The organism is Nocardiopsis sp. LDBS1602, assembly GCF_035818715.1.
GTDB lineage: Bacteria > Actinomycetota > Actinomycetes > Streptosporangiales > Streptosporangiaceae > Nocardiopsis > Nocardiopsis alba.
The window spans coordinates 528,320-547,168 of the sequence record NZ_JAYLVW010000001.1 but is presented as its reverse complement, the minus strand read 5'-3'; the positions used below and the strand labels follow the sequence as shown (position 1 = coordinate 547,168).

Here is an 18,849-nt window from a genome sequence, read left to right as displayed (position 1 = left end):
GGGGGCGGGCTCCCGCCGGGGCGGGACGGTGCCCCGACACTAGATCGACGTTCCGCCGCGATCAAGGGTCCCGTTCACCGTCCGCGCCCGACCGTGCACGGAGCGGGTGGGGCTCAGTCGCCCAGGAATCGCAGGACCGCCAGGACACGGCGGCTGTACTCGTGGGTGCGCGCCAGGTCGAACTTGTCGAAGATCGCGTTGATGTGCTTCTCCACCGCGCTCAGCGACACGTACAGCCGTTCGGAGATGGCGGTGTTGCTCAGCCCTTGGGCCATGTGCTCCAGGACGTCGCGTTCGCGCGGGGTCAGGCGCGCCAACGGGTCGGTGCGGGTGGTGCCGGCCAGGAGGCGGCGCACCACCTCCGGGTCGAAGGCCGCTCCTCCCCGGGACACCCGTTCCAGCGCCTCCAGGAACTCCTCCACCTGCGCGACCCGGTCCTTGAGCAGGTAGCCGACGCCTTCGGGCGCTCCGGTGAGCAGTTCGACCGCGTAGCGCCGTTCCACGTACTGCGACAGCACCAGTACCGCCACGTCCGGGTGGTCGGTCCGTAGGCGCAGCGCGGCGCGCAGCCCCTCGTCGGTGTGGGTGGGCGGCATTCGTACGTCCACCACGACGGCGTCGGGGGCGTGTTCGTCCACGCGGGCCAGTAGGGCCTCGGCGTCCCCGACGGCGGCGACCACCCGATGTCCCTCCTCCTCCAGCAACCGGACCAGGCCCTCTCTGAGCAGGACCGAATCCTCGGCGATCACCAGACGCATGTGGAGCTCCGTGTTCTCGTGGAAGGGTCGCGATGCCCCAGGGGCAGGACGGCGCGTACGGTCGTGGGGCCGCCGGGAGGGCTGTCCACGGTGAGGACGCCGTCGAAGGCGGCGACCCGGCGGGCCAGCCCGGTCAGTCCACCGCCTTCGGGGTCGGCGCCGCCGCGGCCGTCGTCGGAGACCACCAGTTCGACCCGTTCCTCCGTGGTGTTCAGGTCCAGGATGATCCCGTCCGCTCCGGAGTGTTTGGCGGCGTTGGTCAGGGCCTCGCGGGCCACGAAGTAGACGGCGGTGGCCACGTCGTCCGGTAGCGGCCGGGAGGGTTCGGCGCGGAGGGTGACGGGCAGGGGGCTTCGGCCGGCGGCCTCGGCCAGGGCCGCCTCCAGCCCCAGGGCGTCCAGGGTGGCGGGGTAGACGCGCCAGGCCACCTCGCGCAGCTCGTCCAGGAGGATCCGCGATTCGGTGTGGGCCTGGCGGACCAGCTCACGCGAGCGCTGCGGATCCTGGGCCCGTTGGGCTCTTCCCAACAGCATGGCCAGGGCCACGACCTGTTGTTGGACCCCGTCGTGCAGGTCGCGTTCGATACGTCGACGTTCCTCGTCCACGGCCTGTACCGCGCCCGCGCGGGTGCGGGTGAGTTCGTCGATCCTGCGGTGGAGGAGGATCTCGGTGTCGAGGCCGAGCAGGGCGCGGGCCAGCCCTCGTTCGGCCGCCGCGACCAGGGCGGTGGTGAACCACGTCAGCACCATCAGGCCCAGGATCAGCCCCGCCCCGATGGAGGTGGTGGTGCTGAGGATCTGTACGCCGGGCCAGGTGAGGTGGACCTCGGAGCGGCTTCCGGTGACCGTCTGCCACAGGGTGCCCGCGGTCAACAGCACGGCCAGGCCCGTCCACGCGAACACCGCGTAGAACGAGACCAGGTGCAGTGGCAGCCGGAGCAGGAGGTGGAGCGCTCTTCGCCGCGCGGAGGCCTCGGAGCGGACGGTGATCCCCGTCCAGCGGGAGAGCCGTTCCAGGTCCCGTTCGTTCAGCCGGTGGGTCCAGCGGGCCGCCGTCTCCCGGGACCGGGTACGGGAGGGGGGATGGAGCGTTCCGGCCAGGAGGACCGTTCCGCAGGCCAGGGCCCACAGCGGTGTCAGGAGGCTGACGGGCAGGCCGGCGAACACCCCGACGTACTCGCGTCGACGCCTCCCCCACCGCTCGGTGGTGTGCCGTAGCAGGTGGGCGAGGGGCTCGGGGGCCTTCGACACGTTCTCCCCTCCCTCTCAGGCGTCGCGGTGTTCGAGCACCAGTGTTCCGATCGTCAGGGCGCAGATCGCCCAGGACATGAGTACCACCAGACCGCTCAGGGGTGAGCCGGTGGCCTCCGGCGGCGGCCCCATGATCAGGGCGCCGTCCATCAGGGAGATGCCTCCGACGAGGGGAAGGTAGGGCAGCAGGACGTCCGCTCCCGTCATCACGAGTATCGCGGGAAGTCCGAGGATCAGGAGGAACACGGCGCCCAGGGCGGTGGCGGTGGAGCGCAGAGCGGCGCCGAATCCCAGGCCGATCAGGGCGATCGTCACCAGATGGACGATCGCCCTCAGGACATCGGGTACGGCGTCGGAGAGCTTCAGGGTGCCGTGGTCGCCGAGCAGAGGGTGGGACAGCAGGGCGTGGGCCAGGAGTGTGCCCGCCACGGTCATGACGACGGCCGCCGCCGCCACCACCGTCGAGAGCACGATCGCCTTGGCCGCGAGCAGCCGACGGCGTACCGGTACCGCCTGAAGGGAGAAGTGGACGGCCCCGTTGACGTATTCGGCGGTGACGAAGACGACGGCGACGCCGACCACCGCGAACTGCGCCGCCCACACGATGGCGTTGAGGGCCGCCTCGGAGGCGGGGATCTCGACGGCGGGGACGAGCCCGTTGTCCATGTTGGTGGCCAGGGCCAGCGCCGTTCCGGGGGCGACCAGGAGTGTCAGGGCCAGGGCCGCGGCCAGCCCGGCCCAGGTGGAGCGTACCGATCGGAGACGGACCCATTCGGCGGACACCGCTCCGAGCAGGGGGCGGTGGCGAAGGGCGAGGGTCACAGCGGGTCTCCGTTCGAGAAGGTGTGGTGGGCGCTGTTCGAGGTGAGCTCGTGGTAGGCCTGTTCGAGGGAGGCGCCGCGGGTGCTGAGCTCGTGCAGGGCGACCCCGGCCCGGTGGGCCAGTTCGCCCACACGCTCGATGGAGGTCTCGGTGACGACGAGTTCTCCGGGCGCCGGGCGTTCGACCCCGGCGCCTTCGGCCAGGAGCGCGGCGACCAGGTCCTCGGGGTGCGGGGCGCGCACCCTCACCGCCGTGCCGGGGCCGTGCTCCAGGACCTCGTCCAGGGGCGCGTCGGCGATGAGCCGGCCCTCACCGATCACGACCAGGTGGTCGGCGGTCAGCTGCATCTCGCTCATCAGGTGGCTGGAGAGCAGGACGGTGCGTCCCTCTTCGGCCAGGGACCGGGTCAGGTCGCGGATCCAGCGGACCCCGTCGGGGTCCAGACCGTTGACGGGCTCGTCGAAGATGAGCAGTTCGGGGTCGCCGAGCAGCGCCGAGGCGATCCCCAGGCGTTGGCTCATCCCCAGCGAGAAGCCTCCGGCGTGCCGGCCGGCCGCCTCGGTGAGGCCCACGATGGCCAGGACCTCCTCCACCCGCCGGTCGGGGATGTGGTGGCTGCGGGCCAGGGCCCGCAGGTGGGAGCGGGCGCTGCGGCCCGGGTGCACGGCCCTGGCGTCCAGAACCGCGCCCACGGTGCGCAGGGGGTGTTCCAGTTCCCGGTAGGGGCGACCGCCGATCAGGGCCCGGCCGGCGGTGGGGTGGTCCAGGCCCAGCACCATGCGCAGGGTCGTGCTCTTGCCCGCTCCGTTGGGTCCCAGGAGGCCGGTGACCCGTCCGGGGTGGACCTCCAGGTCCAGGGAGTCCACCGCGAGGACGGATCCGTAGCGTTTGGTCAGGCCTCTCAGGGCGATCATGGCGGTCCAGTCATGGGTGCGAAGGTGTCGCCTTCCATACTGGGAATCGGCTGCCGGCGGGGCCATGAGGTGGGCCGTCGAGGCGGGGTGGGGTGGACCGCAGGGTCGGCGCGGGGTGTCGCCCTCCGTTCTGTCGGACCGGTCCGGGACGATGCCGTGTATGAGCCGACGACGACACCACGCCATCGACTACGTGGAGCTTGCGGTCACCGACCTGGAGGAGTGCAAGCGTTTCTATTCCGAGGCCTTCGGGTGGCGGTTCAACGACTACGGACCGATGTACGCGGGGATCCGCTCGCCCGACGGCGAGTCCGAGGTGGGCGGGTTGAACCCGGGTGGGGAGGTGCGGGGCGGCGGCCCTCTGGTGCTGCTCTACTCCGAGGACCTGGATCGCACGGTGGAGGCCGTGGAGCGCGCGGGCGGCCGTGTGCTGAAGGGCCCCTACGCCTTCCCCGGCGGGCGGCGTTTCCACTTCGCCGACCCGAGCGGGAACGAGTTGGGCGTGTACGCGGACGCCTGAGGTCCGGGCGGACGTGAAGGTGCCCCGTTCCCCCACGGGCGGGGACGGGGCACCGAGGCGAGGACGCGTGCCGTCACTTGGGGAAGCGCAGCGTGGCCCCCGTCTCGTTCGTGGGGGTGCCGTGGTCGACCATCTCGCTGAAGGAGGCGTCGGAGAGCACCGCCGATCGCAGCATCAGGGCGCTGGCGGGCGCCTTGAAGGCGGCGTTCGGGTCGTCCAGCCCCTTGGGCGAGGTGTCCACCAGCGTCGGTGAGGTGAACGAGCCCCACAGTTCGGGTTCGCCGTCGCGTTCGGCCCCTAGCAGCAGGGTCTCGACCCGTCCCTCGGAGAGCATCGGAAGGACGGGTGTGGTGCCTTCGACGGCCTGGTCGTGGGCGAGTTTGCGCTGGTAGTCGGAGAGAGCTTCGATCTGCCGCTCCCTGATGAGCTCGCGCAGGGTCTCCTCGGCGGATTCGCGCAGCCGTTCCTCGGCGTCGACCCCGCCTCGACCGCCGGCCACCACCTTGATCGGGATGGTCAGGCTGCGCGGGCCCAGGTTCTCGCGCAGGTAGGCGATGGCCTCGTCGTCGCCGCCGGCGATGATGACGGCGGCGTCGACGGTGCGCACGGCCTCACGGACCAGTTCGGCGACCTGGGCGGTGTTCTCGCGCCAGGTCTCCTGGCCGATGTGGGTGTCGGCGCGGCGCTTGCCCGCGTCTCCGCGTTGGCCGGGGTAGATGCGGCTGGCCCCGTCGAGGTTCTGGAGGTCCTCGCCCTTGTTCGAGGATTCCAGGACCGGGGTGCGCGTGGGGTGGCCTGCGTAGGCGTACACCTTGGCGTTGACCCGGTCCAGGGCCACGAGGACGTAGGGCAGGCGGCGCCCTCGGTCGATGGCCAGGGGGAGGGTGTCCGGTACGGGGAGGAAGGCCGCCCGGTCCTGGCGGGGAGGTTCGGCGAGCGTGTGGGCGCCCAGGAGCCGGCCCTCGGAGGCGTACAGGGCCTGGCCGTGGTCGCCGTAGGCACGGGATTCGCCTTCGCCGATGGCCTCCTCCAAGACGTCGAGGGTGGCCTCGTCGGTGCCCAGGGACGCGAGTTTCTCGCGCAGGTGGCGCCAGCGTAGTTCGATCTTCTTGTCGGCGTCGGTGGTGTCCCGACTGGTGTCCAGGTGGACCGAGGCCACCGGGGTGTCGCTTTCGTACAGGGGTCGGAGAAAGGCAAGATCCATGGTCTGCGGAGCGCGTTTACCCCCGCCCCGCCCACCTCCTTCTCGGGGTCGGCTTGCCGACGATCCTGAAGGGCCATGGTGGGATCGGGAAGGGCGCCACGTCCAATCAGACACGGATGTTGCCCGATGATTTCCAGGTTTTTCCTTATTGCCCGATTTCTTGGGGCGGGGTCACCCCGCGCCAGGGACGGAGCGGGCCAACGCCTCGTCGACGACCCTCCGGGTGAGCACCAGCGCCGTGATCCCGACCAGCGCCGTCTCCAGCAGGCCCGCGCTCAGGAAGGGCAGGGCCAGCGACCACTCCCGTCCCAGGAGCCCCTCGGAGAACCGGGCGAGGGCGCCGCCCAGCAGCATTCCCAGCGGCAGCATCCCCCAGGACAGGGTCCGGTGCGCGCTGAACACGCGCGAGCGCAACCGGTCGGGGATCACCCTCCCGAACAGGGAGATCGCCGTGATGTTCCACCACATCGAGGCGAAACCGATCAGGAGCTGGCACACCACGAACGCCGGAACGCTGCGCAGCAGGGCCAACGTCAGGGCGGCCACGGCCATGAGCGTCAGGGACAGGACCAGGGAGGTGGAGACGCTCATCCGGGTCGCGAAGGAGGGGATCACCACCGACCCCGCGACCGCGCCCACCGCGGCGACCGTCATCAGCAGCCCGTAGGTCTGCGGGCCCGCGCCCAGCACGTCCTGGACGAAGAGCACCATCACCGACGCCATCAGCGCGGCCCCCAGGTTGGACAGGCCGGTGATCAGCGCCATCGGTCGCATCACCGGATGACGCCACATCCATACGACGCCCTCGCGCAACCGCGACCACGCCGAGGAGGCCGGGCGAGGCTCCTCCGAGGCCTCCTGATCCCCGGCACGGAAGTCCCCGCGCAGGACGAACAGCATGGCCACGGCGCCCAGGATCAGTAGCGCCTGGACGCCGAAGGCGAGCCCGGTGGAGACGGCCAGCAGCACGCCGGCCAGCGGGGCGCCCACGAACTTGTTCAGCACCCGCTCGACCCCCTGGAAGAGGCCGTTGGCCCGCTCCAGCCGGGAACGCGGCACCACCGTGGGCAGCATCGACTGGGCGGTGTTGTCGAAGAAGACCTCGCACACGCCCACCAGCAGGGCGAACACGATCAGCGACGGGATCGATCCCAGCCCCATGAAGGCGAGCGCGGCCAGGGCCGCCAACAGCGAGGCCTTGATCCCGCCGGCCGCCATCATCAGCCGCCGCCGATCGACCCGGTCCCCCAGCACCCCGGCCGGCAGGGCGAACAGCAGCCAGGGCAGGCGGGTGGCGGCCCCCACCAGCGCCACCATGAAGGGGTCGTCGGTGATCGTGGCGGCGTACCAGGGCAGCGCCACCACGGCGATACCGTCTCCGAGGTTGCCCAGCCCCAGGGCGGCCAGAAGCCGGCGGAAGCCGCTTCCCAGGGGTTCGGGGCGAGGGCGGTCGGTGGCGGGGGGCGAACTCTGCGACATGACGCCTTCCGTAAGGGGGGAACGGGGCGCGCAACAGAGTGACACGGAGCGCGGCACGGCGACAGCCCGTTCTCCTGAGAGCGGAAGGGGCGACCCGACCGGAGAGGACCGGCGACGGTCGGGTCGGGGACGGGGCGACCTTCCTAGCGTGGTCGGTGAAAGAAGGGGGAGAACGGGATGCTGGATCGGTTGAACGAGGCGCTGGAGCGGGTCGAACGGAACCTGGACGAGCCGGTGGACGTGGCCGCGATGGCGCGCACTGTGCTCGTCTCCGAGCACCACTTCCGGAGGATGTTCTCGGTCCTGGCCGGGATGCCGATCTCGGAGTACGCGCGCAGGCGCCGGCTCACGCTGGCCGGGGCCGAGGTGCTCCGGGGCGAGGCGACTCTTCTCGATATCGCGGTCCGGTACGGCTACGGATCGGCCGAGGCCTTCGCCCGGGCGTTCCGCGCCATGCACGGGGTCGGCCCGGGTCAGGCCCGACGTGAAGGGGCCGCGCTCGACTCCCAGTCCCGTCTGACCTTCCATCTCACCGTCGAAGGGAACACCATCATGCGTTATCGGATCGTCGAGAAGGAGGCGTTCCGCCTCACCGGTCCCGGAGCCCGCGTGCCGATCGTGTGCGAGGGCGAGAACGAGACCATGACCGCGTTCGTGAAGGGCATCGACGACGCCACGTGGCGGAGGATCGACGCGTTGTCCGACCAGGAACCCCGCGGGATCCTGGGCGTCACGTCCAAGGTGAAGGTCGCTGGAGGCGAGGCCGAGGAGACCGACTTCCTTCAGGCCGCCGCCACGTCCTCGGACGAGGTCCCCGAGGGGATGGAGTCGCTGGAGGTTCCCGCCGGCACCTGGGCCGTCTTCCCCTTCGAGAGGTACTCCTTCCCCGAGGAGATCCAGCGGATCTGGGCGTACGCCTTCGGGGAGTGGTTCCCCTCCAACCCCGCCTACCTGCACGCGGAGGGGCCGGACATGCTCCGTGTGGAGTACGAGGGGCACGAGGAGGGGCTGGCCTCGGGCGAGTTGTGGATGCCGGTGCGCCGTACCGCCTGATGATCCGTCCTCGCGGAGGCGCCGACGTAGGGCGCCTCCGCGCTCCGGACGTGTGCCCCGACCGCCTACGGTCCGGGGCACGACGCCTCCCGCCTCGGGTCAGAGGGCGCGGGAGCGGGTGCGGGCCCGTTCGAGGAAGCGGCGCAGGAGTTCGTTGAACCGTTCGGGACGCTCCAGGTTGGGCAGGTGGCCGGCGCCCTCGATGATCTCCACGATCGAGTCGGGGATGCGCACGTGCATGAGTTCGGCCCCCTCGGGCGGGGTGAATCCGTCGTGCCGGCCCACCATCAGCAGGGTGGGCGCGGAGATGCGTTTGAGCAGCGGGACGTGGTCGGGGCGTTCGGCCCGGCCCAGCTGCGCGGCCGCGGCGCCCTCGGGCGGGGACGCGTACATCATGGAGCGCACGTGGTCGGCGACCTCGGGCAGGTCGTGGACGTTCTCGGCGGTCATCATGCCCACGAGCATCTCGTCGGCGTAGCCTCGCATGCCCTCCTTCCGGAAGCGGTCGGCCAGCCTCCTGCGCGAGGCCCTGCCCTCCTCGGTCTCGGGAAGGGGGTTGGTGGCCACCAGGGCCAGGGAGTCGATCCGGTCGGGGAAGAGCCGGTACATCTCCAGGGCGACCTGGCCGCCCATGGACAGCCCCACGACGTTGACCACGTCCAGACCCAGATGGTCCAGGAGCGCGGCCAGGTCGCGGGCGAAGGAGTCCAGGAAGGTGATGCCGGGGACGACGGTGCTGCGGCCATAGCCGCGCAGGTCCGGCACGATGGCCCGGTAACCTCGTCCGGCCAAGGCCTTGACCTGCGGATCCCACATGGTCCGGTCGAAGGGGTGGCCGTGGATGAACAGGACGGGACAGCCCGCTCCGCGGTCGGTGTAACCGACGCGGACCCCGCGCACGGACACGGTGTCCGGGCCGTCATGATTCGCGGTGTTCGTCGTCTGATAGGTCACAACAGACGATGCTAGTCAGGAGGACCCGGCCTTCGACAGGGGGTGGGGCGGGTGATCGGGCCGCGGGCGGTTCCCTCTTCGCCCGCGGCCCGCCCGCCGCGGCCCGCCGTCCTCGGGCACGGTGGGGGCTCGGTGGTCCCCGTACCCGCGCCGGGGAGTGTGAACGCCCCCGGCGCGGGTGGAGACGCTCTACGAGGCCTTCGGGTTCTCTCCGGTCCTTCTCGTGACCTTCGAAGAGGCGGCGGGGGCTCGGTCCTTCGAGCGGGAACGGCCCATCCGAGCCAGGAACAGGGCGGCCACCAGGTGGGGGGTGGCGAACAGGGCGAAGGCCGCTCCGTGTCCCAGGACGGTGAACACACCGGCGTACACCAGGTAGGTGGACGTCCCCAGGCCCTCGGTCCCCAGATCGGCCAGGGAGGTGACCGTGGCCCGGCTGTCACCGGTGATGCTGTCCTGGAGGCGGGCGTCGGAGACCACGATCATCATCTGGCACACGCCGAAGCCGAAGGCGAGCAGGACCCAGCCCACGGGGTCGGTGAGCAGGGCGCCCGCCGCGATCGCCACCGCCGCCAGGACCAGGAGCGCCGCCAGGAACGGGTGGGGCAGCCGTGAGGCCGGACCCGCGAGCAGCCCTCCCAGGGTGACGCCGATCCACACCACCAGGAGGACCAGGGGCACGTCCTCGGTCGCGACACCGGAGTCCTCGGCCAGCAGCGGGACGTACTCGTCCAACGAGCCCCAGAAGGCGCTGACCAGGATGACCAGGAGGACGGCCGCGCGGACGGCGCGGTCGTCACGGACCTCGGCCAGGCCCAGAAGCAGGGTGCGTCGATAGCCGGGCCCGGCCTCCTCGTCCCCGTCCGAGGCCGAGCGGGTCCGGTGTTCGGGTAGGAACAGCGCCGCGAGCGCGCACAGGACGCAGGCGGCCACGCTGGCGGCGCCCACGAGCGGATAGCCGCCCTGGGACATGGCGGGGACGGCGAGCAGGGTGGCCGAGCCGACGGCGGACACGCCCAGGGCCCGGGTCACGCCCATGATCCGGGCGTAGCGGTCTTCCAGGCCCCGGTGTTCCAGCTCGGTGTAGACCAGGGCCTCGAAGGCGCCGGAGGACAGGGCCCCGCCCGCGCCCCAGAGCACGAAACCGAGGGCGAAGATCCAGGGCGAGGGGAAGAGCGTCCAGAGCGCGAAGCCGGTGCCGGTCACCACCGGGGCGGCCGCCAACAGGTAGCGCCGGGGGATCATGTCGGCCAGCGCGCCTGCGGGCACCGTCAACGTCACCGAGGTCAGGGCCCACAGCACGAAGAGCACGCTGATCTGGGGGACGGTCAGGCCCGTCTCGGTGAACAGCAGGGCGTAGACGGGATAGAGGAGGATGAACTCCTCGAAGAAGGCATAGGCGTAGGCCGGAGCGGTCAGCCTGCCAGCACGCGTGCCGGACACGCGTGTGTTCAGGGTGGTCATGGAGGTCTTTCGGTCGAACGGACGGGGACGCCGGGTGCTTGCGGCACTCGGCGGTCCTCGGGTGTTCGACCCGGATCGACCCCGGTCGGAGACCTAATGTCGTCGGCGCATGGGATCAGGATAGAGGAGCGCGTCGCGGGCGCGCCACCGTGTTCGAAGCGCGGAGGATCAGTCGTTCCGCGCCCGGATCCAGGACTCGGTGGAGCGGTGCGCGTTCAGTCCGACGGCCTCGAACTCGTCGAGGTCCTCAGGCCCCACACGCACCCCCAGGTGGCGCAGGGCACGGGAGATGGGTCCGCCCTCTTCGGGGTGGCGCTCCCACTCTCCGATCGACAGCGGACCCAGGGCGAGGGTCCCGTGCTCCCACACGGCGGAGCACTGCGTGCCGGTGCCGCCGAAGTAGTCGGCCTCCAGGTAGGCGATCGGTCCGAGCGTGGATCGGTCGACGATCCACCGTTCCAGTCGCCCCGACATGAAGGAGAAGACGTCGGAAAGTGGGCGTTTCCCCTCTGTGGGACCGTGATCACGGAGCGCGTCGTTCACCGGCATCAGCGCGAGCCCTTGAGATAGTTCGAGCTGATGGGCCCCGGGAAGAGCGGTGGCGGCCTCGCGCAACAGCGTCGATCGGGCCACGACGGCTTCGAGGGTGTATCCCATGAGCGACTCCGGGAGTGAAGGGGAGAAAGGGTCATCCCACGTTTCGGTCTCGGTGACGCTCGGCCATCCTCCGGTCACCGGGGAGAGGACAACGTTCACCGTCCAGTGGTTGGAACGTACCGCTTCCCGTGGCGGGATGGTGCACGGTCCTTTGTCCAATCGCCATCTCAGGAGACCACGCATGCCGGGCATCCCCGAATCCCCCGACCGCTCCCCCGCGTCCAGGATCGCCACCACCCGCCGCCAGGCGCTCATGGGCGGCGCGGTCACGTTGGGAGCCGCGGCACTGGGTACGACTCTGGGCACATCCTCCGCTTCAGCGGCCACCTCGACCCCCAGAGGCCCCGTGATCAGCGATCCCTTCACCCTCGGCGTCGCCTCAGGCGACCCCTTCCACAACAGCGTCGTCCTATGGACCCGGCTGGCCCCCGACCCCCTGGCCGATGACGGTCTGGGCGGCATGCCCGATCAGACCGTAGAGGTCGAATGGCAGGTCTCCCAGGACGAGAACTTCCGGCGCATCGTCTCCTCCGGCACGGTGGAGACCGGCCCCGACCAGGCCCACTCGGTCCACGTCGAGGCCGGGGGCCTGCGTCCCCGCGCCGACTACTTCTACCGTTTCCGGGCCGCCGGCGAGATCAGCCCCGTCGGCCGCACCCGGACCACCACCGCCCCCGGCGCCCGGCTGGAGCGCTTCTCCTTCGCCTTCGCCAGCTGCCAGAGCTACACCCACGGTCACTACACCGCCCAGGGCCACCTGGCCGACGAGGACCTGGACCTGGTGGCCTTCCTGGGCGACTACATCTACGAGACCGGCGACCAGGGCGACATCGGCCGCGGCCATCTGCCCGCGGTGGAGGTCCGCTCCCTGGCCGAGTACCGGATCAGGCACGCCCAGTACAAGACCGACGAGAACCTCCAGGCCGCGCACGCCGCCTTCCCCTGGGCGGTGGTCTTCGACGACCACGAGCTGGAGAACAACTGGGCCGACGACACCTCCTACGAGGAGGACATCCCCAGCGAGGAGTTCCTGCTCCGCCGCGAGCAGGCGCTCAAGGCCTACTACGAGCACATGCCACTGCGCGCGGCCCAACGTCCGGCCGGTCCCGACCTGCACCTGTACCGCAGGCTGACCTTCGGCGACCTGGTGGACATGCATCTGCTGGACACCCGCCAGTACCGGGACCCGCAGGTGGAGGACACCGAACGGGAGGACCCCGAGCGCACCCTGCTCGGCGCCGACCAGCGCCGGTGGCTCTCGCGAGGGCTGTCCGAGTCCAGGGCGACCTGGAACGTGCTCGCCCAGCAGGTGTTCTTCTCCCAGCGCGACTTCGCCGAGGGGGACGCCACCAACTTCAGCGACGACGCCTGGGACAACTACAAGGTCGAGCGCGACGGGGTCCGTGACGAGCTCGCCCAGGTGTCCAACCCGGTGGTCATCACCGGTGACGTGCACGCCAACTACGTGGTCGACGTCAAGGCCGACTTCGACGACCCCGACTCGGCCACGGTCGCCACCGAGCTGGTGGGGACCTCCTTCACCAGCGGCCGGGACGGGGCGGAGCAGAACCCGGGCGACGCCGTCCAGCTTCAGGAGAACCCGCACATCAAGTTCATCAACCGCCGTCGTGGCTATGTGCGCAACACCGTCACCCCCACCGAGTGGACCGCCGACTATCGGGTGGTCGACAAGGTGAGCTCACCGGGTGCGCCCATCACCGATCGCGCGCGTTTCGTCATCGAGTCCGGTGAGGCCGGGGCCCGCCCTCTGGCCTGACCCCCTCTCCGGGTCCCGGAACGAGGGCGTGCGCGGTGGGGCGGCCGTGCGGAGCGATCCGCGCGGCCGCCCCACCTTCGTCGTAGGTCGGGGGCGAGGCGACACCGTCCACAGGCGCGCTCCGGCTCAGCGCCCCCGAGCGGCGGTCCACGGTACGGTTACGGGCATGGGGAACACACCGGGAAGGCCGTCCACATCGGCCGAGGACTACGTGAAGGTCATCTACGACCTCCAGGAGCGCGGCACCGGGCCGGTGACGATCTCCGGGATGGCCGAACGGCTCTCGGTGTCCAATTCCTCGGTGTCGGGGATGCTGCGCAAGCTCAACGAGCTCGGCCTGGTCCAGCATCAGCGCTATGGCAACGTCAGCCTCACCGAGACCGGGACCAAGGCGGCGCTGGCGGTCCTGCGCCGTCACCGGTTGTTGGAGACCTACCTGGTGGCCGAATTGGGCTACTCCTGGGACGAGGTGCACGACGAGGCCGAGATCCTGGAACACGTGGTCTCGGACAAGTTCGTCGACCGTATCGCCGCGCATCTGGGCGACCCGGTGGTGGATCCGCACGGCGACCCCATCCCCACGCGTGAGGGCGCCATCGTCCAACGCGAGTCCGTGCTGCTGTCCGAGGCCGAGGCGGGGACCTCGGGGGTGATCGTGCGGGTCAACGACACCGACCCCGAGCTGCTGCGCTATCTCACCGACATCGACATCGGCATCGGTAGACGGGTCCGGGTCGTGGAGCGGTTGCCCTTCGCCGGATCGATCCGGATCGGTGTGCGTCCCGAGCCCGAGGACGAGGAGCAGGAGCGGGCGCTCGGGCTGGTGGCCGCCGAGGCGTTGTGGATCAGCCCCGACGAGGGGGCCGTGGCTGGCGGTTGATCCCCCGGCCGGCCCGGCCCGTGGCGGGCGTCCTCAGTTGGAGAACCCGCCCTCGGGGCGGATGATCTCCAGGTTGGTGCCGTCCGGGTCGTTGAAGTAGGCGACCTGGGTGCCCAGGGCCGCGTCCGGGGTGACCTCGCCCGCGATGAACGTGTAGTCCTCGCCCAGGAAGTCGTAGCCGGCCTCCTTCATGCGCCGGTACACCGTGTCGAAGTCGTCGACCTTGAGGCACAGGTGCATCGAACCCGGTCGGTTCGCGGCGCCCTCCGTCCGTTCGCCGACGGGTTCCCGGAACTCGATGAGGTCGATGCCGATGTTGTCGAGGTCGAAGGTGGCGTACCTCAACCTCGCGGTGGAGAGTCCTTGCGAGTGTCCGAACGGCGCGCTGTGCATGGTCTCGTTCGCGACGCTGGGCTCGCGGCCGGTGAGTGCCCGGTAGAAAGCGATCGAGGCGTCCAGGTCCGAGACCGAGATCCCGACGTGGGCGGCCCGCGTGAGGTTCATCGGAGTGGTGGAAACAGTCATGAGCCACATACCTCTCGTCAGTCACTCGGTTCCCTGTGGTCACACCATGGGACACAGGGCGGCATCGAGGAGCCCGTCCGGTATCGCTCCTGGCCTCCTACCCGGACGGTTCTCGTGGAAAACGGTGGATACCGCCGTGACCAGTGTGTTCCGCCCTTTCCAGGCCGGTCCGCGCGGGAGCGTCCGAGCCTTGGGCACGGACCCGCCGGGTGGAGAGGGTCCGGTCGGTCGAGGACGGAAGGTGCGTCCAGAACCCCGGTGTGCGATTCCGGGTTGATCCGCATTCGCTCCGTTTTGCCCGTGGGCCGGTGGCGATTTCGCGCCCCGAGTTCCGAAAACCCGCCCCACGTACGACCGGGCCCGCCAAGACTGGTACCGGTTCAGGAAGGGGGCTCATGAAGGACGTGCGGGCTCGGTACGTGTTGGCTTTCGACGCCTCGTGCGAACGGTGCGCGAACATCTCCGCGGCGGTCGCGGCGGTCTCCGAAGGCCGGCTGGAGACCCTGCCGCTCACCCACCCGGACGTGCGGTCCCGGCGGACCCGCCAGTGGGGGCCGACGGCGCCGTGGGTGCCGACGCTGATCCGTCTGGGCGGGTCGAGGGAGCGCTGCTGGAAGGGGGCGTCGATGATCCCGCCCCTGGTCCTGGGGCTGGGGGCCCGGGCCACCCTCAGGGTTCTGGAGACCCTGGGAGAGGTGAGCCGGGCCAGGATCCCCCTCCCCGCCGAGGAGCGTCCACGCCGGTTGAGCCGCCTGGCCACGGGGGCGCGCGCCGCGTTGGTGATGGCCCTGGGCCGCCGCACCCCGCCTCTGGCCCGTTCCGACCACGCGCTGGCCAGGGAGTGGGTGGAGGCCCACCGTACTCGTCTGCCGACCGACTACGACGCGTTCGTCTCCCATCCCCTGGTGCGACGCCGGCTGATGTTCGCCGAGCTGGCCCCCGAGCGGCGACGCGATCTGTGGCTGGAGCATCTGCGCCGTTACGAATGGGGCCACCCCGAGCTCACCCCCGAGCAGCGGGCGGCCCTGGATCTGGCGTTGGTCACCCTGTCCGAGGCGAGGGTGTTCCGTGAGGGTCTGCCTCCGGAGACGGAGCGGTTGTTGCGTCGTCGCGCCGTGGCGGCCTTCGGGCCGCGCGGGGCCCACGCTCTGTTGGCGACCCTGGGGCCGGACGAGCCCGGCCCGTGGTGTGCGGCGGTACGGGCGTTGGAGAGGGAGGGGGTCGACCCGCCGGAGGGCTCCTGGGAGCCGTGCCTGTCCAAGGGGTGTGCCGAGGTGCCCTTCACCTGCGGGACGGCCTGGGTGTCCACCCACGATGGTGGTGTCCTGCGGTCCACGGCGCGGGTGGGCGCCTGTTGAGGGCGTCTTCGGGAGGTTCGTGGACGGATGCGCGAACACATTCAAAACGGACCGTCTCGTTTCTTTTTGGGGGTACGCTGAGGCCATGACCGACAACAAGGGGCCGGACCACTCCCGGCGCAAGGAGCGTTCACGACGGGCCATCCTGGAGGCCACCCGGGCCCTGGTGGCCGAGGAGGGCTACGACGGGGTCTCGATCGAGGCCATCGCCTCCCGGGCCGGGGTCGGTAAACAGACCATCTACCGACGCTGGCCCTCCAAGGACGCGGTCGTCTTCGCGGCCATCCTCGCCCTCGGCGAGAACCGGGACGGAGACGACATCGCGCTTCCGGACACCGGGGATCTGCGGGCCGATCTGCGGCTCGTCCTGCGCGCCACCGTAGAGGAGTTCACCGATCCGGCCTTCGACCGGCTGATGCGCGCCGTCAACACCGCCGTCTCCGACAACGAGACCCTCGCCGCCCGATACCGGGAGGAGTTCGCCCGACCTTTGGACGAGGCCAAGAGGGCGCGCCTGCTCAGCGCGCGCGAGGCCGGTGAGCTCTCCCCCGACGCCGACCTCGACCTGATGCTCGAAACGCTCTACGCCCCGCTCTTCCAGCGCTGGCTGCACCGTTCCGGTCCGCTCACCGCCGAGTACGCCGACGCCCTCGTCGACACCGCCCTACGGGCCTTCGGGCCCTGAGCGAGAGGGGCCGCCCGGGAGGGGTCAGCGTCCCCGTGCGGGAACACCCGCCTTGAGCAGCATCTCCTCGTACTCCTCCTCCGGGACCGAGTCCAGGACGATCGCCCCTCCCGCCCCCACGGTCACCTCTGAGCCGGCCCGCACCGCCGTGCGGATGACCACGCTCAGGTCGGCCTCGCCGGTGTGCGACACATAGCCCAGGGCGCCCGAGTACACGCCCCTCGCCGAGCCCTCCAACCGGTCGATGATCTCCATCGTGCGCTCCTTGGGGGCGCCGGTCATCGAACCGGCGGGAAAACAGGCGCGCACGGCCTCCAGGGTCGTCACCTCCGGACGCAGACGCCCCTGGATCGTGGAGACCAGCTGGTGGACGGTGGCGTGCGACTCCACGTACATGAAGGCCGGCACCTCCACCGAACCGATCTCGCACACACGCCCCAGATCGTTGCGGAGCAGGTCCACGATCATGAGGTTCTCGGCGCGGGTCTTGGCCCCCAGCCTCAGCTCCTCGGCGATCCGGGCGTCGACCTCGGGGTCCGCGTGACGCGCGGCGGTGCCCTTGATCGGGCGGCTCTCGGCCACCCGGTCGGAGCCCACCCGCAGGAACCGCTCGGGCGAGGCGCTCATGACGGTCACCTCCCCCAGCCGCAGGAAGGACGCGTAGGGGGCCGGGGCGGCGGCGCGCAGTCGACGGTAGAAGTCCAGATCGTCGCCCTCCCCCAGGTCCGGCAGATGGACCCGGTCGGTCAGGCAGATCTCGTAGCTCTCCCCCTCGGCGAGATATCCCAGGCAGGTCTTCACGTCCTCGACGTAGCCCGGACCCGGGCGTTCGAGCAGGTCGGGCAGGTGGGCGGGGGCCGCGCCGGGCGGCGGGGGCGAAGGTGCGGGCAGGTCGACCAGGGTGGCCCGGGTGGCCTCGACCCAGACCCTGCCCTCGTCACCTCCTTCGGAGGAGACCACGTAGGTGCGGTCCTCGTGGTGGTCCACGGCCACGAGTCGGTCGCACCGCATCCACACGGCGTCGGGGGTCGCGGCGGTGTGGGTGTTCGAGGCCCCGCTGTCGGCCTTGAGCTCGTACCCCAGGTACCCCACGTATCCCCCGGCGAGGTCGAAGGGGAGGCCGGTGGGGCGGGGAGCGTGTCCGGTGCGGCGTTCCAGGGCGTCGAAGACGGTGCCGGGTTCCGTCGAGACACCCGAGGGGGTGCGTACGCGGACGCCCTCGTCGCCAACGTCGTAGGTGAGCACCTCGGCGGTGGGGCCCTCGGCCGCGCCGAGGAAGGAGAAGCGGGCCGGCCCCTCCGGGCGGGAGCTGTCCAGCCAGAACGCGTACTCGGCGTCGGAGTACAGGTGGACGAAGGCGTGTTCGGTGTCCACGGCCCGATCGATCTCCGCGACGTGGAGGGGCGCGGTCTCGGGGCCGAGCGCGCGCGGGGGCGTGGGGACCGTGGCGAGGGAGGGGCGACGTCGGGCGTGCGGTCGGGCCAGGTCGAGGAAGCCGGAGATCAGTTCCGCGCCGTACTCCCCGGAGATCGACTCCGGGTGGAACTGGACCCCCCATCGGGGCAGATCGCGGTGTTCCAGGGCCATGATCACCCCGTCCTCGGCCCAGGCGGTCGCCCGCAAGGTGTCGGGAAGGGGTTCGGAGACCGCCAGCGAGTGGTAGCGCACGGCGGTGAAGTCCTGGGGCACGCCGGCGAAGAGTCCGGTACCGGTGTGGCGGATACGGCTCAGGTGACCGTGGCGGGGCTCGGGGGCCGAATCGACCCGTGCCCCGGCCAGGTGCGCGATGGCCTGGTGACCCAGGCAGACCCCCAGGACGGGGAGGTCCAGGCGGCTCAACAGCGCGGGGACCCGTCCCAGGTCGCGGGCGACGGCGGGATGCCCGGGGCCCGGTGACACCACGACCGCGTCCACCGAGGCGGGGTCGAACCCCTCCCATTCCGCGGCGTCGTTGGCGAGCACGCGCGGCTCCTCGCCCAGGACACGGGCCAGGAGTTGGAAGACGTTGAATGTGTACGAGTCGTGGTTGTCCACGAGGAGGACGCGCATTCCGCCCCTTCTTCCCGAGGTCGAGCGGATTCCGGATCGCGGCAACCCAGATTACGGCGATAAGGGACGAAACGTGCACCCGTGGTCGCTGTCCACAGGTCCACCTTCCCCCTGGTGCGCTCCCCTCCGGAAGGGTAGACAAGGAGGTGAGGGCGAGGGAGAGCCGTCTCTCGCGCGGACCACGGGAGGGGACCCATGCCCGTCTTCATCGCGATGATCATGATCCTGGTCATCCTGCCCCTGGCCTTCTTCTTCGTGCTCCTCGCGGGAGAGGCCGGAACTTCCGCCCGAGGCCGTCGCACCGTCGACCGGCCGGACGAGCCGTACCCGCCCGCTCCCCCGCCTCTGGACCCCGCCGAACAGGAACTACGGATGCGTTACGCCAGAGGAGAGATCGACCGGGAGGAGTTCCTCCAACGAAGAATCGACCTGGAGAGATGAGACCCACGGCACGACGGCGCCATGGTTGACAGCCGAGCCGGGGTGGGTAAAGTACTCACGTC

The 18,849-nt window shown here is 70.7% G+C and carries 18 protein-coding genes; 7 read left to right on the top strand and 11 right to left on the bottom strand.

Annotated features, from left to right (window positions below):
- Nucleotides 1-113: 113 nt before the first annotated feature.
- From U9J66_RS02610 to U9J66_RS02595, 4 genes are read right to left on the bottom strand one after another with little or no spacing between them, the layout of a single operon-like run.
- Nucleotides 114-758 (bottom strand): response regulator transcription factor, encoded by a 645-nt coding sequence (locus U9J66_RS02610; protein ID WP_014908839.1) that lies wholly within the window; start codon nucleotides 756-758, stop codon nucleotides 114-116.
- Nucleotides 746-2,008: a sensor histidine kinase gene (locus U9J66_RS02605; RefSeq protein WP_014911716.1), complete on the bottom strand. Its 1,263-nt coding sequence runs from the start codon at nucleotides 2,006-2,008 to the stop codon at nucleotides 746-748. Before U9J66_RS02605 ends, U9J66_RS02610 begins: the two co-directional genes overlap by 13 nt.
- Nucleotides 2,009-2,023: 15 nt before the next feature.
- Nucleotides 2,024-2,830 (bottom strand): ABC transporter permease, encoded by an 807-nt coding sequence (locus tag U9J66_RS02600; RefSeq protein ID WP_326336916.1) that lies wholly within the window; start codon nucleotides 2,828-2,830, stop codon nucleotides 2,024-2,026.
- Nucleotides 2,827-3,744 carry an ATP-binding cassette domain-containing protein gene (locus U9J66_RS02595; RefSeq protein ID WP_326336915.1) on the bottom strand — a complete coding sequence of 306 codons (918 nt, stop codon included), beginning with the start codon at nucleotides 3,742-3,744 and terminating at the stop codon, nucleotides 2,827-2,829. The genes U9J66_RS02600 and U9J66_RS02595 overlap by 4 nt, the downstream gene beginning before the upstream one ends.
- Nucleotides 3,745-3,904: 160 nt before the next feature.
- On the opposite strand from U9J66_RS02595, the gene U9J66_RS02590 reads away from it, so the two are divergent.
- The gene (locus tag U9J66_RS02590; protein ID WP_326336914.1) at nucleotides 3,905-4,264 is read left to right on the top strand and encodes a VOC family protein; all 360 of its coding nucleotides are present in this window, start codon (nucleotides 3,905-3,907) and stop codon (nucleotides 4,262-4,264) included.
- Nucleotides 4,265-4,337: 73 nt separating this feature from the next.
- Here the strand turns inward: U9J66_RS02590 and U9J66_RS02585 are convergent, their stop codons facing one another.
- Together U9J66_RS02585 and U9J66_RS02580 are read right to left on the bottom strand one after the other, a co-directional pair.
- A complete protein-coding gene (locus tag U9J66_RS02585; RefSeq protein WP_326336913.1) occupies nucleotides 4,338-5,468 on the bottom strand; it encodes a baeRF2 domain-containing protein in 1,131 nt (376 codons plus the stop codon).
- Nucleotides 5,469-5,639: 171 nt separating this feature from the next.
- The gene (locus U9J66_RS02580) at nucleotides 5,640-6,947 is read right to left on the bottom strand and encodes an MFS transporter (protein WP_326336912.1); all 1,308 of its coding nucleotides are present in this window, start codon (nucleotides 6,945-6,947) and stop codon (nucleotides 5,640-5,642) included.
- A 177-nt stretch (nucleotides 6,948-7,124) separates the two neighbouring features.
- Between U9J66_RS02580 and U9J66_RS02575 the strand changes: the two genes are divergently transcribed.
- Nucleotides 7,125-8,000, top strand: coding sequence for an AraC family transcriptional regulator (locus tag U9J66_RS02575; protein WP_326336911.1), 876 nt, complete (start codon nucleotides 7,125-7,127; stop codon nucleotides 7,998-8,000).
- 99 nt (nucleotides 8,001-8,099) lie between these two features.
- Here U9J66_RS02575 and U9J66_RS02570 read toward each other — a convergent pair whose 3' ends face one another.
- The 3 genes from U9J66_RS02570 to U9J66_RS02560 all read right to left on the bottom strand — a co-directional run bounded on the left by U9J66_RS02570 (nucleotide 8,100) and on the right by U9J66_RS02560 (nucleotide 11,072).
- Complete coding sequence (locus U9J66_RS02570; RefSeq protein WP_014910005.1) at nucleotides 8,100-8,954, bottom strand: alpha/beta fold hydrolase; 855 nt, start codon at nucleotides 8,952-8,954, stop codon at nucleotides 8,100-8,102.
- Between the two features lie 189 nt (nucleotides 8,955-9,143).
- Nucleotides 9,144-10,415 carry an MFS transporter gene (locus U9J66_RS02565; protein WP_326336910.1) on the bottom strand — a complete coding sequence of 424 codons (1,272 nt, stop codon included), beginning with the start codon at nucleotides 10,413-10,415 and terminating at the stop codon, nucleotides 9,144-9,146.
- A gap of 168 nt (nucleotides 10,416-10,583) precedes the next feature.
- A complete protein-coding gene (locus tag U9J66_RS02560; protein WP_326336909.1) occupies nucleotides 10,584-11,072 on the bottom strand; it encodes a hypothetical protein in 489 nt (162 codons plus the stop codon).
- Between the two features lie 181 nt (nucleotides 11,073-11,253).
- Between U9J66_RS02560 and U9J66_RS02555 the strand changes: the two genes are divergently transcribed.
- Both U9J66_RS02555 and U9J66_RS02550 read left to right on the top strand, forming a co-directional pair.
- The gene (locus U9J66_RS02555; protein ID WP_161111994.1) at nucleotides 11,254-12,849 is read left to right on the top strand and encodes an alkaline phosphatase D family protein; all 1,596 of its coding nucleotides are present in this window, start codon (nucleotides 11,254-11,256) and stop codon (nucleotides 12,847-12,849) included.
- 166 nt (nucleotides 12,850-13,015) lie between these two features.
- Nucleotides 13,016-13,729 (top strand): metal-dependent transcriptional regulator, encoded by a 714-nt coding sequence (locus U9J66_RS02550; protein WP_161111995.1) that lies wholly within the window; start codon nucleotides 13,016-13,018, stop codon nucleotides 13,727-13,729.
- Between the two features lie 33 nt (nucleotides 13,730-13,762).
- Here U9J66_RS02550 and U9J66_RS02545 read toward each other — a convergent pair whose 3' ends face one another.
- A complete protein-coding gene (locus U9J66_RS02545) occupies nucleotides 13,763-14,254 on the bottom strand; it encodes a VOC family protein (RefSeq protein WP_326336908.1) in 492 nt (163 codons plus the stop codon).
- A gap of 395 nt (nucleotides 14,255-14,649) precedes the next feature.
- Here U9J66_RS02545 and U9J66_RS02540 point away from each other — a divergent pair, with 395 nt between their 5' ends.
- Both U9J66_RS02540 and U9J66_RS02535 read left to right on the top strand, forming a co-directional pair.
- Nucleotides 14,650-15,612 carry a bacteriocin fulvocin C-related protein gene (locus tag U9J66_RS02540; protein WP_326336907.1) on the top strand — a complete coding sequence of 321 codons (963 nt, stop codon included), beginning with the start codon at nucleotides 14,650-14,652 and terminating at the stop codon, nucleotides 15,610-15,612.
- An 85-nt stretch (nucleotides 15,613-15,697) separates the two neighbouring features.
- Nucleotides 15,698-16,297: a TetR/AcrR family transcriptional regulator gene (locus U9J66_RS02535; protein WP_017534855.1), complete on the top strand. Its 600-nt coding sequence runs from the start codon at nucleotides 15,698-15,700 to the stop codon at nucleotides 16,295-16,297.
- 24 nt (nucleotides 16,298-16,321) lie between these two features.
- Here U9J66_RS02535 and pabB read toward each other — a convergent pair whose 3' ends face one another.
- Nucleotides 16,322-18,346: an aminodeoxychorismate synthase component I gene (pabB, locus tag U9J66_RS02530; protein ID WP_326336906.1), complete on the bottom strand. Its 2,025-nt coding sequence runs from the start codon at nucleotides 18,344-18,346 to the stop codon at nucleotides 16,322-16,324.
- 195 nt (nucleotides 18,347-18,541) lie between these two features.
- Between pabB and U9J66_RS02525 the strand changes: the two genes are divergently transcribed.
- Nucleotides 18,542-18,787, top strand: coding sequence for an SHOCT domain-containing protein (locus U9J66_RS02525; RefSeq protein WP_014913419.1), 246 nt, complete (start codon nucleotides 18,542-18,544; stop codon nucleotides 18,785-18,787).
- The last annotated feature ends 62 nt before the right edge of the window (nucleotides 18,788-18,849 follow it).